Annotated in this window: 12 protein-coding genes; all 12 read right to left on the bottom strand. The window is 66.4% G+C overall.

What is annotated here, in order from left to right; translation table 11 throughout:
• Positions 1-37: 37 nt before the first annotated feature.
• Complete coding sequence (locus tag J2808_RS14420) at positions 38-421, bottom strand: RidA family protein (RefSeq protein ID WP_309817853.1); 384 nt, start codon at positions 419-421, stop codon at positions 38-40.
• Positions 422-468: 47 nt separating this feature from the next.
• Positions 469-972: a GNAT family N-acetyltransferase gene (locus J2808_RS14415; protein ID WP_309817851.1), complete on the bottom strand. Its 504-nt coding sequence runs from the start codon at positions 970-972 to the stop codon at positions 469-471.
• A gap of 26 nt (positions 973-998) precedes the next feature.
• Entirely contained in the window at positions 999-1,817 is an 819-nt protein-coding gene (locus tag J2808_RS14410; RefSeq protein ID WP_309817849.1) for an inositol monophosphatase family protein, read from the bottom strand.
• On the bottom strand, positions 1,814-4,072 hold the full coding sequence (ligA, locus tag J2808_RS14405) for an NAD-dependent DNA ligase LigA (protein ID WP_309818317.1): 2,259 nt from the start codon (positions 4,070-4,072) through the stop codon (positions 1,814-1,816). Before ligA ends, J2808_RS14410 begins: the two co-directional genes overlap by 4 nt.
• Before the next feature lie 185 nt (positions 4,073-4,257).
• Positions 4,258-4,521, bottom strand: a complete 264-nt coding sequence (locus J2808_RS14400; RefSeq protein WP_309817848.1) for a WXG100 family type VII secretion target — start codon at positions 4,519-4,521, stop codon at positions 4,258-4,260.
• Between the two features lie 166 nt (positions 4,522-4,687).
• Positions 4,688-5,275, bottom strand: coding sequence for a hypothetical protein (locus tag J2808_RS14395; RefSeq protein WP_309817846.1), 588 nt, complete (start codon positions 5,273-5,275; stop codon positions 4,688-4,690).
• A 121-nt stretch (positions 5,276-5,396) separates the two neighbouring features.
• Positions 5,397-9,842, bottom strand: a complete 4,446-nt coding sequence (locus tag J2808_RS14390; protein ID WP_309817844.1) for an FtsK/SpoIIIE domain-containing protein — start codon at positions 9,840-9,842, stop codon at positions 5,397-5,399.
• Positions 9,839-10,543, bottom strand: a complete 705-nt coding sequence (locus tag J2808_RS14385) for a hypothetical protein (RefSeq protein ID WP_309817842.1) — start codon at positions 10,541-10,543, stop codon at positions 9,839-9,841. The genes J2808_RS14390 and J2808_RS14385 overlap by 4 nt, the downstream gene beginning before the upstream one ends.
• Positions 10,544-10,604: 61 nt before the next feature.
• Positions 10,605-12,413 (bottom strand): serine/threonine-protein kinase, encoded by a 1,809-nt coding sequence (locus tag J2808_RS14380; RefSeq protein ID WP_309817840.1) that lies wholly within the window; start codon positions 12,411-12,413, stop codon positions 10,605-10,607.
• Positions 12,410-14,350, bottom strand: coding sequence for an FHA domain-containing protein (locus J2808_RS14375; RefSeq protein ID WP_309817838.1), 1,941 nt, complete (start codon positions 14,348-14,350; stop codon positions 12,410-12,412). Before J2808_RS14375 ends, J2808_RS14380 begins: the two co-directional genes overlap by 4 nt.
• Complete coding sequence (locus J2808_RS14370) at positions 14,337-15,239, bottom strand: PP2C family protein-serine/threonine phosphatase (protein ID WP_309817835.1); 903 nt, start codon at positions 15,237-15,239, stop codon at positions 14,337-14,339. Before J2808_RS14370 ends, J2808_RS14375 begins: the two co-directional genes overlap by 14 nt.
• Positions 15,236-16,651, bottom strand: a complete 1,416-nt coding sequence (locus J2808_RS14365) for an RDD family protein (RefSeq protein WP_309817833.1) — start codon at positions 16,649-16,651, stop codon at positions 15,236-15,238. The genes J2808_RS14370 and J2808_RS14365 overlap by 4 nt, the downstream gene beginning before the upstream one ends.
• Positions 16,652-16,848 lie beyond the last annotated feature (197 nt).

The following is a 16,848-nucleotide window of genomic DNA, read 5'->3' as shown; positions in this document are numbered from 1 at the left end:
GTGGATAACCTGCCGGCAGCCAGCTTCGATTTTCCCTTTAGCTGGCGCTTTTCTGGGCGACCAGCTCGATCTCCACCAGCATCTTCGGGTCCAGGAACGGCAGGACGTGAACCAGCGACAGAGTGGGGCGGATGTCGCCGAAGACTTCGCCGTGGGCACGGCCGGCCTCTTCCCATTTGCTGATGTCGGTCAGGTAGAGCTTGGACTGCACCACGTCCTCAAAGCTGAAGCCGGCGTCGGCCAGGACGGTTCCGAGCTTCTCGAGGATGAACTGGGTCTGGGTGTAGAAATCCTCGCCCACAATGCCGTCTTCACCGCTGGCGGCAGTGGCCGAAATGTAAAGGGTGTTCTCCACCTGGACGGCTCGGGAGTAGCCAAGGGTCTGTTCCCAGACGGAGCCGGTGCCGAATGTTTTGCGCATGGTGGGCCTTTCACTGCTGATAATGAGTCGGCACCACTTTAGGGCGGCTAGACGTCGAGCCGATAAACCAGCAGCTTTATGTCGGTGCCCGGAATCAGCCAGTCGCGGTCCGGAACGCGTCGGAAACCTGTCTTGCGGTACAGGCCATGGGCGCTCTCCCACGTCCCTCCGGTGGTCAGCGCCACCCCGTTGATCCCTGGGAGCGACCTCGCGTGCTCGATGATCGCTTTCACCATGGCCTGACCCGCCCCGCTGCGCTGGACGGCAGGGTCCACCACGAGCATGCGGAACTCCAGTTCATCCTCAAGTGCTATGTCGGCGAACGGTTCGCCTGCGAGCGCCAACGTCACGGACCCCACCACCTGCCGGTCACGCTCGGCAACCCAAATCGTGGCCTTCGCCGCACGCGCCGCGACCTCCTGGATCTGCTGCATGTACGGGTGGTCTGCGCTGTCGAAGTATCCGGCAGCGAGGTAGGAGTCCGTGGTGATCCTGGCGATGGCGTCGAAGTCTGCCTCGACGGCGGGTCGGATGGTTATTTGCGATTGCACCTGACAATGCTAGTGCCGCTACTGGGTCAGAGCGGAAACTTGCCGGCCAACTCCAGTGTCCCGGCGCAGGTCCAGGCCGCGAGCCTGTCTGCATCGGTGGGACCGCCGTCGAGGGGGCTGTTCAGGCGCGGACGACGCACCCAGCAGCCGGCTTCCTCAGCGATGAGCGCACCGGCCGAGTAGTCATGTTCGTTGAGCCCCCGTTCGCCGAAGGCGTCGTGGGTTCCGTCCGCAACCAGGCACAGGTCCAATGCAGCCGAGCCCAGCCGCCTGACGTCGGCGAACCCGTCCATGAGGTCGCCCAGCAGCGCGGCCTGTTCGGCGCGGATGCCGGGATCGTAGCTGAACCCGGTTGCCAGGATCTGGCCGGCGCGTCCCGCCACCGGTCCCTGGAGGCGGGTCAGCCGGCCGCCCTCTTCCAGCCACGCGCCGTGGCCGCGGGCAGCGTAGTAGATGCGGCCCAAAGCAGGGGCGTTAACGACGCCGGCCAGCCAGGCGCCGTCGGAATCCGCCACTGCCACAGAGGTGGCGTAGTAGACGATGTTCCGGATGAAGTTGGTGGTGCCGTCCAGGGGGTCGATGGACCAGCGATAGCCACTGGGAGCAGCGGGCCGAGTGGTCCCGTGTTCCTCGCCCGTGATGGTGTCCTGCGGCCGGGCTGCCGTGATGGCCTGACGGACGGCATTTTCCGCCGCCACGTCAAAAGCGGTGACCCAGTCACCGGCGTCGCCCTTGTTGCTGACGTCCAGGGCGTCGCCACTGCGGGATGCCAGCACCGCGGCGCCCGCGGCGGCCGCCTGGCGTGCCACCGCGAGCAGCTCCGCTATGAGGTTCGGGTGGTTCATTCAGTTACCCCTTCGGATTCGAGAGCTGCCTCTGACTCAGCAGAATCTTCAGATTCATCAGCGTCTTCAGGTCCGACACCGCCGGCCGTAGCCGCGGCGGGACCGTTCGCCAGGAGCTCCCGGAAGCCGTCCTCGTCCAATACAGGAATGCCGAGTTGCTCGGCTTTGTCGAGCTTGGTACCGGCATTCTCGCCGGCAACCACATAACTGGTGTTTTTGGAGACCGAGCCCGCGGCCTTGCCGCCCCGGATGAGGATCGCTTCCTTCGCCTCGTCCCGGCTGAAGTCGGGCAGTGAGCCGGTGACCACTATGGTCAATCCTTCCAGGGTCCGGGGCATGGACTCGTCACGTTCGTCTTTCATCCGGACGCCGGCAGCAGCCCAACGGTCGATGATCTCCAGGTGCCAGTCCTCGGCGAACCATTCCTTGAGCGCCGCAGCGATGGTTGGCCCGACGCCATCCACATGTGCAAGGTCTTCCTCGGAGGCCTTCCGGATGCCATCCATGCTGCCGAACGCCGTGGCCAGGGCCCGGGATGCCCGCGGACCCACGTGCCGGATCGACAAGGCCACCAGAACGCGCCACAGCGGCTGGGTCTTGGCCTTTTCGAGCTCCTTGAACAGCTTCTCCGTGGTGGCGGTGGGTTTCGACGGGGACTTGGCCGTGCCCTTGCTGTAGAAATACGGGACCAGCTCAAACTCACCGGTGGCAACACCCTTGGAGCGCTTCTCGCGCCGGATCCGGACATTAGCCAGATCCTCGTGAGTGAGATCGAACAGCGCCGCCTCTGAGACGAGCGGCGGAACATCCGGCTCGGCAGGCTGGGTCAGCGCGATGGCGGCCTCCCAGCCGAGGGCCTCGATATCGAATCCGCCGCGGCCGGCCAGGTGGAACACCCGCTCCCGGAGCTGGGCGGGGCAGGACCGGGCATTGGGGCAGCGGATATCCACGTCCCCTTCCTTGCCCGGGGCAAGCGGAGTTCCGCACGAGGGGCATTCGGTGGGCATCACAAAGTCGCGCACCGGCGGTTCCTGCTGTTCGCGCAGGGCGAGCACGGGACCGACAATCTCCGGAATGACATCGCCGGCCTTGCGCAGCACAACGATGTCGCCGATCTTTACGCCCTTGGCCTTCACGACGTCCTGGTTGTGCAGCGTGGCCATGCCTACCGTGGACCCGGCGACTTTCACGGGTTCCATCACGCCGAACGGGGTCACGCGCCCGGTCCGGCCCACGTTGACGGCGATGTCCAGCAGTTTCGTGTGGACTTCTTCCGGCGGGTATTTGTAGGCCACGGCCCACCGGGGCACACGCGTGGTGTAGCCGAGCGCGCGTTGTGTGGCGAGGTCGTCAACCTTGACCACAATGCCGTCGATCTCGTGCATCAGGCTGTGCCGTTTGTCGCCGTAGCGCTTGATGAACGCAAGCACTTCCTCGAGGCTCCCAAGAACCTCGAAGTAGGGGCTGACAGGCAAACCCCACTTTTCCAGCAGGGCATACGTCTGGGACTGGCTGAGGGTTTCCAGTCCTTCCCGTGCACCGATGCCGTGGACGAACATCCGCAGCGGCCGTTTGGCCGTCTCTGCGGGGTCCTTCTGCCGGAGCGAACCAGCCGCCGCATTCCTCGGGTTGGCCAGAGGTGCCTTGCCGGCCTCAATTAGCGCTTCGTTGAATTCCGCGAAGGCCTTGGACGGGATGAAGACCTCGCCCCGGATTTCCATCTCGGGCGGGAAGCCGGCGCCGGTCAGTTCCTGCGGGATTTCCTTGATGGTGAGCACGTTGTGGGTGATGTCTTCGCCCGTGGTTCCATCGCCCCGGGTTGCGGCCCGGACCAGTTTGCCGTCCCGGTACAACAGGTTGACAGCCAGCCCGTCGATCTTGAGCTCCGTGAGCCATGCGGGCCGGGCAGTGTCCCCGAGTTTGGTGATGCCGGCCTCGGCCTTGGTAATCCAGGCCTCCAGCTCATCCAAGGAAAAGACGTCCTCGAGGCTGTACATGCGCTGCAGATGTTCGACGGCGGCGAACGCCGCTGAGACTTCGCCGCCCACTTCCTGCGTGGGCGAGTCATTGGCAACGAGTTCCGGGTGCAGCGCCTCGATCTCCTCCAGGCGCCGGAACAGATCATCGAATTCCGCGTCCGATACCAGGGGTTCGTCCTCCTGGTAATACGCGAATCGGTATTTTCTGACCAGGTCGACCAGGTTCTCGTATTCTTCGCGGACAGACCCGGAAGGGACGGCTTCCGGTTCAGTCAGGGTCTCAGTACTGGCGGCTGTAGCCTCTGCGGGGCCCGGTGCTGTGCTCACAGACCTATCTTGCCTTACCGCCCTGACATTGCGCCCACACGCCGTATTGCCCGGCACGCCGAACGCACGAACGGAGCCGGGCACACGGAGGGCCCGGACACTTGTGGTGTCCGGGCCCTCCGTCAAGGTGATGGCTAGCGTGAAGCCTGGTCCTGCTCGTTGGCGTTCTGGGTTGCCTTCGTGCCAGCATCCTTCAGCGCCTGGATGACCTGGTTCAGAGCACTGCTGTGCGTGCCGCTCCACTCGCTGCGGAAGAGCTTCGCGTCCGGGCCCTCCCACGTGGTGCTGTCCAGCATGCGGGAAAGGTTAATCCGCTGCTGCTCGATTTCCGAAGCACCGGACTGCAGCCTCGTGCCAAGAGTCCTGAGCTGCTCTACATCTGCGCCCCAAATAGCCATCAGTTTCTCCTCATATGTCATTGGATCCGATCCAGATCGGCATCCCCAGCGGCCCCCGGCTCATCCGGAAGATCCATTACCTAGAACCTATCCCGGCCCCGGAAGCACTGTCGATGGGCACCGCTGCCCATGCACCACTGCCCATGCATCGCACCCATCGGCCCCGTCAGTGGGAGGAGAGGCGGTTCCGGCCCCACCAGGCGAACGCCAGGCCGGCGATGCCCACCAGCAGCACGCCCGCCATGATGGCCAGCAGCCCTGGACTTCCAAAAAGCCCGGAGCCATCGTTCCCGGACACGGCGGCTGCCTGGGTCGCCTTTGCCGACTTCGTGATGGGTTTGTCCCAGTTCGATTCGGTGGACGGACTCGCGGAAGTCGCAGAAGGGGAAACGGAGCTGGTGGTGGCCGCCGGCGTCGGCCTTTCCTGAACTGCAGAAACCGTGGGGTCCGGGGCGACGGCGGAAACCGGAGCGGGGGCGGTTGCCACCGGAACGGCGGGAACTGTTGGCGCGGGTGCGGTCACCACCGCGGAGGGGCGGGAAGTAACTGGCGGCTCGGTCGGCTTCCCGGTGCCGGGAGTGTCCGGCGGGGTCTTCTGGTCCCCGGGCAGAAGCTCACAGACGGCTCCGCAGGTGGTGTCAGAATCGCCGTCGTCGGCCTGCGCGGAAACAGCGGCCGACAGTCCCACGGTAAGCGCCAGCAGCGCTATGGCCGCCGCGGCGGCGGCGTCGCGGAACACGGAAGATCGGATCATGGTTACCTTTGGGGAGGCGCGCGGCACCCTTCCGCGGCGAACGAGTGTTTCCCGTAGTCTCCTATAACGGGCTGCGGGCCCGCAAATCCTTGGACTTACGGGCCCGCACTGACATCTGGACTCAATCCCGGTTTTCCGGCGGCAAAGCGATCTGCAGCTTGCGCGCCTTGCCTCGTCCCACGATGTAGCCGCGGCCCGGGATGAACTCCGGGCTGACGCGGCCCAGCGGGGTGCTCAGCAGGCTGTCCCCTTCGATGTCCCCCGGGTTCATGAGCAGCCCGCGGCGGCCTGATTTGAACGGCTGGGAGAGTGACCAGGCAGAGGACCAGGTGGACGTCTCGGATTCGCCGATAACCCACTGGTCAGCCTTGAGGGACGCCGTCACGAGCTGCGAGACGCCCGATTCCGCCACCGTGTCCGTGAACTCGGTCAGGCCTTCGATGAAGATGGCCACCTTGCCCGGATTGCCGCTGGAGTGCTCCACCAGGTCTTCCACCACCTCGGACAGGTCGTCCGCTCCGACTACCGAGCGGTTCCAGAGCGGCAGTGATGCCACTGCGGACCGGCGCGAGCCGATGTACACCAGCTCCGTATCCGGGTTGGAACGGCGCAGCGCGTAGGCCAGGCTGACCAGTGCCACCGTTCGCCCGGCACCCGGAGGCCCTGCCAGCAGCAGCGGGCCCTTGGCCAGGATCTCGGCAGGCTGGAGGGTTTCGTCGTCGACGCCGATGACAGGGAGGTCCGGGCTTCCGGCCGGCAGCAGATCCAGGTCAACCTGTTCCGGGAGCCGCTGGATCTTTGGTGCCTGGTCCAGTCCCTGCCGCAGCATCGCCTGGCTCAGTTTGTGGACCTCGCGGGCCTGCAGGGCGAGGTTGGAGTTCCCGCCCAGGACTGCAAGCTGCACTTCGAGGCCGCCCAGCAGGCCGCGCCCTGGCGGGGAGGAGGCACTGAGGACATCCTTGGGGACGTCCATGGACATGTAGTCGTCTTCGGAGGACAGCCGCAGCACCAGGCGGCGCTGGATGGAGGCCAGCAGGGACGCCGGCACCGAGTTGGGCCGGTCGCCGGTGATGACCAGGTGGACGCCCAGAGGACGGCCGTCCGTGGCCAGCTGCAGGAAGATGTCCCACAGCGCAGACAGCCGGCTGTATTCGTAGGTCTCACGGAATGCAGACATGCCATCGAGCAGGACAAAGATGCGCTTCTCATCAGGGCGGTTTGCCAAGGTTCGGTACTCGACGATGGTGGAGGCCCTGACATCGGCGAAGCGGGCGGACCGTTCATCCGCAATGTCGCGGAGCAGGCGCAGCAAGCGGCCTACGCGTTCCACATCGTCGCCGTTAATGATTTCGCCGACGTGCGGGAGCTCGTCGAGCATCTTCAGCCCGGAGGATCCGCAATCAATCCCGTAGATGTGGACGGGGCCGCCGCGGGGCGTGACGGCGGCGGCGATGGCGATCCCGCGCAGAGCCGCGGACTTGCCGGAGCCGCCGGTGCCGAAGATGGCCATGTTGCCGTCTTTGTCCGGTTCGTAGAACACGGTGGGCTGGTCCTGGCGGGTGGGATCGTCCGCCACTCCCAGCAGCAGCCGCTCGTCCGTTCGCGGGTTGGGCAGCTTGGAGAAGTCGTAGGTGGTGGCGAGCTCGTCCAGCCACGGCTTGCGCGGCGGCCGGATAGCCAGCGACTCTGCTGCCCGGACGATGTTGGTGGTCATCCTGGCGATGTCGTTGGGACCGGCAGGAGCTTCCTTGACGGGCTTCTCAGGGGCGGGCGCTTCCCAGCTTTGCCCTGACCCGAACGCCATTTCCACGATGTCGATCTGTGGGCGCTGTGGCTTTTCGGTAGTCCAGCCGCCGGCGTAGCCGGTCTGGAAACCCTGAATGCGGCCAGGGCCAGTCTTCGCCGCACCGCGTCCCGGGATGGAGGGGTCGAAGTACGCGGCATCGGGGACGCCAAGGATGTCCGAGGCGTCGTCGGCATCAGCCATCCGCAGCGCCACGCGGAGGTTGGTGTTCGCGCGCAGGCTGTCCTTGATGACGCCAGCCGGACGCTGCGTAGCCAGGATCAGGTGCAGGCCCAGGGAACGGCCCCGGGCGGCGACGTCCACCACACCGTCCACGAACTCCGGCACTTCGGTGGCCAGCGCGGCGAATTCGTCAACGATGATGACCAGGTAGGGCGGGGCTTCCGGATCGGCTTCGCGCTGGAGCGCCAAAAGGTCCTTGGCCTTCTTCCGGTTCAGCAGGTGCTCCCGGTAGTGCAGTTCCGCCCGGAGCGAGGTCAGCGCGCGGCGGACCAGGTGCTGGGAGAGGTCGGTGACCAGGCCCACGGTGTGCGGAAGGTTGAGGCAGTCAGCGAACGCGGCACCGCCCTTGTAGTCCACAAACAGGAAGCTGACCCTGTCCGGGCTGTAGGCCGCGGCCATTCCCATGACCCAGGACTGCAGGAACTCGGATTTGCCGGCACCGGTGGTGCCGCCCACCAGCGCGTGCGGGCCCTCGTTCTTCAGGTCAAGGTACAGGGGCTCAATGCCCTTCGAACCCACCAGTGCGCGGAGGGTTCCGTTGTCCTTCCGGTTGGCTACTGCGGTGGCATGGACTGAGTTGTTCTCCTTCCAGCGCTCCGCGACGGCCTGCGGGTTGTCCAGGAAGTCCTTGCCGATCAGGGTGGCGTAGGAGACAGCACGCGGCAGGTCCGAATCGTCGGTGACCGGCTTGCCAACATCCACCACCGGCGCCAGCATCCTGGCCAGCTGGGCAGCCAGTTCGGCATCGAGGCTTTCGCAGCTGACGGGATACGTGTGCCGGCCCAGCCGGACCTGGCCTGTGGTGGTGCCGTTTTCGCCGTCCACCACCATGAAGTCGCGGCAGGCGGCGGGCAGGGCCTGGATGTCAGTGGCCACCCACATCACGTGGACGCCGGAGTCCGGCCCGCGTTCCGCGAGGCGGGTCAGCCTGCCGCGGTCAACCGGGGCGTCGTCTTCAACAATCACCAGGACCGCAGGCAGCACCGGGGCGGGAACCTCGTGTTTGGCGGGGTCAATAACTCCCCTGGGTACTTGGGCGGACCGCTTGGCCATGGCCTCCCTGACATCGAGAAGGTCCTCAAGCCGGGCCAGGAGGGAGGAGCCGCTGGCCGAGCCGGCAGCCAGGTGGTCGCCGGCGAGGGGGCTGTGGCCGGAGCCCACGTGGGGCAGCCACTGCAGCCAGTCCCAGCGCTCCCGGGACTGCGCCGAGGTAATGGCCGTGACCACCGCTTCAGCCGGCGAATGCAGCCCCACGAACTGCAGCACCATGCCGCGGGCCACGTCATCAACGAGGCCGCGCGCCCCGGCCACACCGAAAGCCCCCGCCGTGCGCAGCTGGGAGACAACGGGCACACCTTCGATGTCCCGGAACTGCTTGAGGCAGTCCTGGATCTCGCGCATGTATTCAGCTTCGGTGTCGTTGTTGTTAGGTTCCTCGAACATGATGCGGGACGGACTGGTGCCGAGCCCGAACCGCAGGCCCAGGAAGCCGACGTGTTCGGGGCGGTGGGTCCACAGCAGCGGGCCCAGCTTGTAGATCGAATCCACGGTGTCGCTGACTGACGGCGCTTCCTGCAGGCGGACCGCACGTTCCACATGCTGCAGTTCGGTGATGTCCTCCCGGAAGGCGGCCATGGACTCGCGGAACTGTTTGAGCTGCTCCTTCTGCTTCCGTTTGGTCTGCACCTTCTGGTCCACGTAGTGGCCCACAATGAACAGTGGCATCATCATCATGAAAATCACCGAGAGCATGTTCCGGGTGACCGCGAACATGATGCCGCCCATCAGGAGCGGCGCCATCAGCATGATGTACGGGAACGGCTGGTGATCCGGGCGTTTGGGGCCGGCAGGCGGCACCCGTTTGGGCGCGTCGAAACGTGGAACCACCCGCGGGGAGCGGTTGAAATCGACAAGGGGCGACGTCGGCGCTGCCGCATGGTTATGCCCCAGCGGCACCACCGTCACGGTGGTCTCCCCCAGGGTGACAGTGTCCGAGGAGTTCAGGGTGGCCCGGGTGACGGGAAGGCCGTCCATGAGGAGGCCGTTGGCTGAGTTGGTGTCCACGATCTCGACGCTCTCGCCCACCGTGATGCGTGCGTGGCGTTTGGACGTCAGCGGGTCCGTAAGCCGGATGTCCACGTCCCGGTCCCGTCCGATGTAGCTGGTTCCGGAGGGCAGCGAAAACTCCTGGCCGACGTCGGGCCCTGACAGGATCCGCAGGGTGGCGGCGGCCGGACCGCGGTTGGCACCGGGAGCACTGAAGTGTTCGCTGACCTCAGCCAGGGAAACCACGGACCCCGGCCGCAGCCCCGACTCCAGCAGGTTGTCCGTGCGGGTCAGGACGTTGCCGCGTATGCCGCCGCCCACAAACGCCTCGTCGATGCGCAGGGAAAGGTTCTCCGGCGCGGGCGAGCCCTTCCTGTCGGGGTCGGCGACCCACAACTGGGTGGCAATGTCCGCCACTGTTGCCAGGCCGTCGACCGTGACGGCCAGGTCCTTGGTTTCCGCCGGATCCCGGCGGAGTGTCAGCCGGATCCTCATCCTTCGTCCACGCCCCTCATCCTTTCCAAAAGGTACAGATCCTCAGCGGTCACCAGGTGCGTGGTGACGGCGTGTTCGACAAGCCGGGCACGGCGGTTAGTGGCCAGCTTTCCGCCGCCACCACGCAGCCCCACGACGCCGACTCGGTCAAGCTTGTCGCAGACGTTGTCCAGCTTCCGGTTGAACCGGGTCAGTGCCCAGCCCAGGGTTTTGGCCGCGGCGGCCGACGACGGAATGGCGCTGAATCCGGTCCCTTCGCGCCGCAGCATGGGCTCGGCGAGCGCAACGATGAGGGCCTTCTGTGAGTCCGTGAAAACGACAGGGCCGATCGTGGTGTCGCCGTTGCTGTCGTCCTCACGTGACTGCTGCCGGAAGGACGGCGTCTTGAGGTGCACGGCGAACTCGTACGTGGTGGGACCGGCAGTGAAAATGATGTTCGTGTGGCTGAACACCAGCGGAATCCGCGCACCCGGCGACAGCCAGGCCTGCATACCGCCGGAACCGTCCGCCACAGTAGCCGAAAGCATCCTGCCCACATTGCTGAGCCACCAGATCCCGTCGTAGCGGGCCACCTGCAGGAACTGACGGTGAAGGTACGGGTTGTCGTCCACCTCGAGATCGCCTTCGCGGCCGATGTTGAAGATCTCCTCATCGGACGGTTCGTACCACTCGCCACAGAAATCTATTGCTAGATCCCCCATTTTCCGTGCCTCCTCGACGGGCGTTGCCCGCGTTCACTGTCGTTTCGTGTCTGCCGTGCCGTCACTGCCGGATGCAGGCGATCGAGTCATCCTCCAGGGGCGAGAACGCTCCGTCGGTTCTGACGATCATGACCTGGATGCAGGTGGGTTCTACCGGATTCAAGGCCACTTGGGCGGTTGGCTCGGCTGTGGACTGGTACTCGCCGCTTTCGCCCACGGCGTAGACCCGCCATTTGTAGGCGTCACCGGACTTGGGCTGCGGGTTGGTCCAGGTGAAGGTGGCCTTGCCGGCGTCCACTGTGCCAACCAGGTCCGCGACGTCGGGGACGGTCCCGTTGTCCAGAGCATCTGCCGGGGGCTTGCTGACCTGGCCTGTCTCGGCCACCTTTGGCTCCGGTGCTGAGGAGCCCAGCACCACTCCCACAATGATGGCCAGGACCAGCAGCGTCCCGCCCGCGAGGGCGAGCCAGAGGTTCCGTTTGCCGTGGTCCGGGACAGCTTCCGGTGCCGTTTCCGGCACCGCCGCCGGACGGCTGACTGTCGCATCGATCTCGGGTTCTGACCGGCCCGGCCGGCCAGCCTGTTGCGCTGCCTGGGCAGGGAGGAGTCCGGGCCGCTGAACAGTTGAATCGGGTGCCGAGCCGTAGTCGGCGTCGGCAGGCGCGCTGCCGCGGAGCATCGTGGCGTGCGCCCAGTCCCCTGCGGGGTTGCCGGCCTGCTGCCCGCCGGCAGCGTTACCACCATCATGTTGTCCATCCGGCTGACCGGCAAACAGGTTGCCCGGTACCTGCGGCCGGGGCACGGAAGCGGCTGCACCGGCCGGGAGCGTTGGGCCGGCAGGAACGCCCGACGGCGGTTGGCCGGCACCAGGGCCCTGTGGCCGGGTGCGTGCCGGGAAAGTGGGGGCGCTGCCGGTCCGCTCCGGATCGATGGCTGCAATGCTCCGGACCCGGGTCTCCTCGAAGCCGTCATCCGGGTGGCCGTCGTCCTGGTGCGACTCTTCGAGCACCTCAAAAGGCGTGACAGACAGGTTCAGTTCGGCCTGGATCCGCTGCAGTGCCAAGGCGAAGGCATGGGCCGAGGAGTACCTGGACGCGGCAGGTTTTGCCATGGCCGTGGAAAGCGCACCTTCCAGGGACTCCGGAACGTCGGCCCGGCCCAGGCGCGGCAGCGGCGCGCTGGTGATGCGGGAAATCAGTTCGCGCTGTGAATTGTCGGTTCCGGGCAACACGAACGGCGACCTGCCGGCGAGCAGGGTATACAGCGTGGCGCCAAGCGCCCAGACATCCACCATCACGCCGTCGACGGGGCCGTCAGTGAACTGTTCCGGCGGCGACCACGGGATGGACATCCCGGCGTCCTCATCAGCGTCACCGCCCAGCGTTCCCGAGATCCCGAAGTCCGTCAGGGCGGGCCGGTTGTAGTCAGTCACCAGGATGTTGGCGGGCTTGATGTCCCGGTGGGCGATGCCGGCGCGGTGGGCGGTCTCGACGGCGGAGGCCACCTGGATGCCCACGGCAAGGACCTCGTCAACGCTGAAGCGCTGGCGGCGGTAGCGGACGTCCAGGCTGGGCCTGGAGCAGTATTCCATAGCCAGGTAGGAGTGCCCGGCGTCAGTCACCTCGGCCTCAAAAATCGTCACAATGTACGGGTGGGACGAGAGCTGGGCCATCAGGTTGGCCTCGGACTCGAACCTGCGCCGGGCGCCCTCGGTCTTCAGGTCTGAAAGGAGGACCTTGACGGCAACCTTCCGCCGCGGGCGGTCCTGTTCATAGAGGTAGACGTCGGAGAACCCGCCGGAACCGAGCAGGCTGATATAGGTAAACCCCGGGATAGGGGGCGGCGGCGCAACAGGCCGTTTGGAACTCAAAGAATCTCCTCAAAGCGCAATGAGATGTCGTCACCCAGTTCTGCGATATCGCCGTCGAGCAGGATGGCCATCTCGTTCTGGGCAAGGCGGCGGGGCTGCTGGCCCTCACGGACCAGGACCGTCCCGTTCGTGGCCTTCAGATCGCACAGCATGACGTGCCAGCCCTCAAGCCGGACTTCGACGTGCGAGCGGGAAATGTCCCCGCTGGGGCTGGACACCTGGACGAGCCGTGGCATCACGCCGCCCTGCACCCGGGACACAGATGGCTGGCGCCCGATCACCAGGGACTGGTCAAGGTCAACCAGTTCACCGGAGGAGACCCGCATCCGGCCCAGCCGCGGCCGGGCCACCTGGACGGCGTCGGACGGAAGCGGCAGGCTGCAGGCAGCGCACTGGGCATGGGTGGGCGGGTTGGAGTGGCCCCGGTCGCAGACCCTTGCCAGCACCAGCGGCCCGGCGCCGGCGTCCGGCTCCGCTACTGCCGCCGGGTGCGCGGCTATGCCGGCGAGGTCGCTCTTCATGATGGTGTGGCCGTCATGGTCGCCATCGAAGCCGGCGGGATCAGCGGCTGTATCCGGTGCGGGTGCCTGCACGGGAGCCTGCACCGGTGGCAGGAAGGACGACGGAACCTGGGCAGCCGGTGCGTTGCCCGCGGCGGTCCGCCACGGGACCGAGTCGATGAGGCCGCTACCCAGGCCAGTGGCCGGGATTGTTGCCGGCACCGGTGCAGGCGGTGCAGGCGCAGGCGGTGCAGGGTTGATGACGTCCGGCGCGTGCTGCGCGGCGACAGGCAACCCTGAAGTTCCTGCTTCCGCGTCAGCTGCGGGTGTGTCCACCTGAGGTGATGAGCTGGCGGCGGCCTCGTCCGGATCGTCCCGAACGGCTGCGTCCTCGATGCGGCGGACCACAGTCTTCTCCCAAAGGTGGTCGTAGGTGCCGGTCAGTTCGTGGGCGGGCGCCTGGTCGGCGTGCGACGCGGGCTCGCTGTCCGTTGGATGCCCGGTGTCCGCTGCAGGCCCGGGCTCAGCTTCCCGCCCTGGTTCAGGTGACTCCCCGGCATAGTGGGAGTCATCGTCCAGGAGCCCCATCACGGTCTCGGCCGAGACTTCAAGTTCGTTGTTCCCGCTACCGCTGCGGGCGCTGTTAGCCTCTGGCTCCTGTGCAGGTCCTGCGGCCGAGTTGCGCTCCGGCGCTGGTTCGGCGTCCGGTCCAGCTTCCCGTTCCGGGACAACAGAATCCGCCGCCGGGAGGTGTGCGGGCGCCAGGTCAGCTTCCTCGTCAGTGTCCGTTGCCGGCGCTGGTTCAGCGCCCGGTCCCACCAGAATCCCGGGTTTGACGGCGGGGCCGCGGTCAACGCCGGTGTCCGGTACGAGTTCAGATCCCGGGACAAGCTCAGGTGCCGGTGCGGCTTCCGGTGCAACGGCCGCCGCCTGTGCTTGGAGGTTGACCACAGCAGGCGCGGCCGGTTCCCCAGGCAGCGCGGCGGTCAGCCCGACAGTCAATGACTGCAGCAGGACTACGCCCTCGGTGAGGGGAAGCACCTGCCCTGCCTGGGTGTCACCGGCAACAGTCAGGCGGTACCACTCGGGCAGGTCGAGGCGCCGCTCCGTCCAGGTGGTGACGTCCCGCCCGTTCAGTTCGACCGGGCCTGCGGGCAGCTGTACGGTCAGGTCCATGTCACCGCGGAGGAAGACCCGGAGCGCGTCACGGGAGTCCACGATGCCGAATGACGGAATCTGCGCGAGCGAAACGCCGAAGCTGCTGGTGACGGCGTGCAGCACCTCATGCACTTCCGGAGCACCCTCGAGCAGATCCCAGATGGACTGGACAAGGGCCGGCGGGGTGCCGGGTCCCAGGAAGACTGCGGTACGGGACCGGACGAGGCCCAGCCAGGTGCCGGTGGTGTAGTTGGCGGTGGCCATCTCAGTGCTCCCCACTTTCGTTTTCCGCTGCCGCCGGCCGGCTGGCGTCAACAATCTGTGCCCTGGGCAGAGTGACCTCCACTTCCGCGTTGGCGAATGGGCGGGGAGCTGTAGTGGCCATGCCGGCGTCGTTCATCAGGTTCTTTGCGTCAACCACAATGACGGTGACGTTGTCCCGACCACCGTTGCGGAGTGCTGCCTGGATCAGGGCGTCCACTGCATCCTGGGGGTGGCCCACCGTGCTGAGGATGCGGTGGATGTGCTCATCCGTCAGCTCGGCGTTGAGGCCGTCCGAGCAGATCAGGATCCGGTCGCCTTCCTCAACAGGCAGCAGCCAGTAGTCCGCTTCCGTCTCATCGCCGGTTCCCAGCGCACGGGTGACCACATGGCGGCGCGGGTGGACAGTCGCCTCCTCAGGGGTGATCTCACCGGCGTCAACGAGTTCCTGGACCTCCGAGTGGTCCACGCTGACCTGGGCGAAATTTCCTTGGCTCAGCCGGTAGGTCCGGGAATCGCCGATGTTCATGACCAGCCAGTACGGCATGCCCATCTGCTCCACCACCACGGCACCCGTCAGGGTGGTCCCGGCCCGGGCACCGGTCACGTCCCTGATGGAACTGTCTGCCCGGAGCAGGTACTGCTGGAGCACAGCTGCCGTGACGCTGCGTTCTCCGCTGGCGAGCTGCGGCATCGCGGCCAGGGCACGGACGCACATGCCGCTGGCGATCTCCCCGGCTTCGTGTCCGCCCATGCCGTCCGCCACTGCGAAGACTGGGTCCGAGGCGATGAAGGAGTCCTCGTTGAGCTCCCGGCGCAGTCCGCGGTCCGTGCCATAGCCGTAACTCAGGCTGAGGCCGGATCCGTGAACTTCGTCGGGGGAATCACTGGCGGGCTGAGAGTTCATGCCTGTCCTAGGTGGAAGGAACGGTCACCAAAGTGGACAGTGGATCCCGGGCTGACAAAGGCGGGCACACCCGGCTGCAGTGGCGTGCGGCGGCCATCCGGCGTGGTGACGGCACTGCCGTTGGTGGAGTTTCGGTCGGTCACCCAGATGCCTGCACCGTCGGTCAGCACGTGAAGGTGGGTCTTGGAAATCGAGCGGCCCGGGTCGGTTACGGCCAGGAGTTGCGCCTGCTGCTCCCCTGCCTGGCCCACGGGGTTCCGGCCCACCAGGACGCTGCGATCGAGCTGGAAGTCCCTGCCGTCGTCGAGCTTTATCCGCAGCACCGCGACGGGCGCCGCATAGGCCGCACCGCCGCGCATCTGCGTGCGGTCCAGATCGTCGTCAGGATGTGCAGCGCCTTCGGAGGGAACCGGAAGGGTTGCCGTCTGATTTTCCGGTACGTGGAACGGGTTGGCGGCCGGCGGGGAGAACGACTGCGGCGCATAGGACTGCGGCGCGGCATAGGGCTGTGTGGGGGCTGGCTGTGCAGCATACGGCTGGACAGGAGCCGGGTGCTGCTGTGGCGGCTGTTGGGCAGCAGCCTGCGCGGGAGCGGCCTGCGGGGGTGCAGCCTGCGGCTGCCATTGGAAGGGCTGAACCGGCGCGGCGTTCCCTGGCTGGTTCACCGGCGTCGGCGTACCCGCTGCGGGGGCCACTGGCTGGTTCACCGGCTGCTGGTTCACCGGCTGTTGGTTCACAACCCGCTGCGGCAGGGCCGCGCCGGCTACGGGTGAAGCGACCGGCTGGACGGGCGGCAGGTCCAGGGGCGCAAAACTGTACGGGCCCTGGATTCCGCCGGAGGTGATGGGGTTGCGGCCGGCGTTGACGTCGAACATCAGCGTCTTGGCCGCGGCATCATGCCAGCCGCGGAGTTTCCCATTGGCGTCCCAGGTGTTGGAAACCACTACCAGTACAGCCCACACGGCGCCCACCAGAACCAGCGGACCGAGGATGAACAGCGCGATGTCGAACCATTTGAAAATGACCACGGCCACTGCGGCAACAAGCGCCAGGATGATGCCCGCACCCGTGACAAGGCCGCGCAGGAACACTCCTCCGGCCCCAGGAGCGTAGCCGTCCTTGTCAGCGCTGCGGATCCCCATGACCCGGTTCCCGATGGTCGTACCGGAGCGGCCTTCCATACCCAGGAGGACCACCAGATAGACGAGCGTCAGGCCCATGCCGATGCTGCCGAACAGGACCAGGGAGGCCGTGTCGTAGATAATGAATCCGCCGCTGAGGGTCCGGGTTATCCCCGCGAAACCGATGGCGAAAGTCACTACCAGGACTGCGATGGGTGCGAGCCAGTCCAGCACCGCGGCGCCGAGCCTTTTGCCGGCCGTGGCCGGAACCAGCTCAAGAGTGGCTGCCATTCCCGTTCCTCCCCCTGGAGCCGTTTGTACTACCGGGATAGTACCGGGAATCTGTGCTGCATGCGCCGCAGCGCTTTCCATCATGGCCCGCTGCGCATGGTCCACGTTGCGTCCGCTGCGCGCAGATCTGTTGGGCAGCGGAGCACCGCACGCCGTGCAGAAGGTGGCGCCGCCGCGGATCAGTTGCTGGCACCGCT

It is taken from the genome of Pseudarthrobacter sulfonivorans, assembly GCF_031454915.1.
Lineage (GTDB): Bacteria > Actinomycetota > Actinomycetes > Actinomycetales > Micrococcaceae > Arthrobacter > Arthrobacter sulfonivorans_C.
Note: the sequence above shows the minus strand (reverse complement) of the source record. Positions and strands in the feature narration are given on the sequence as shown.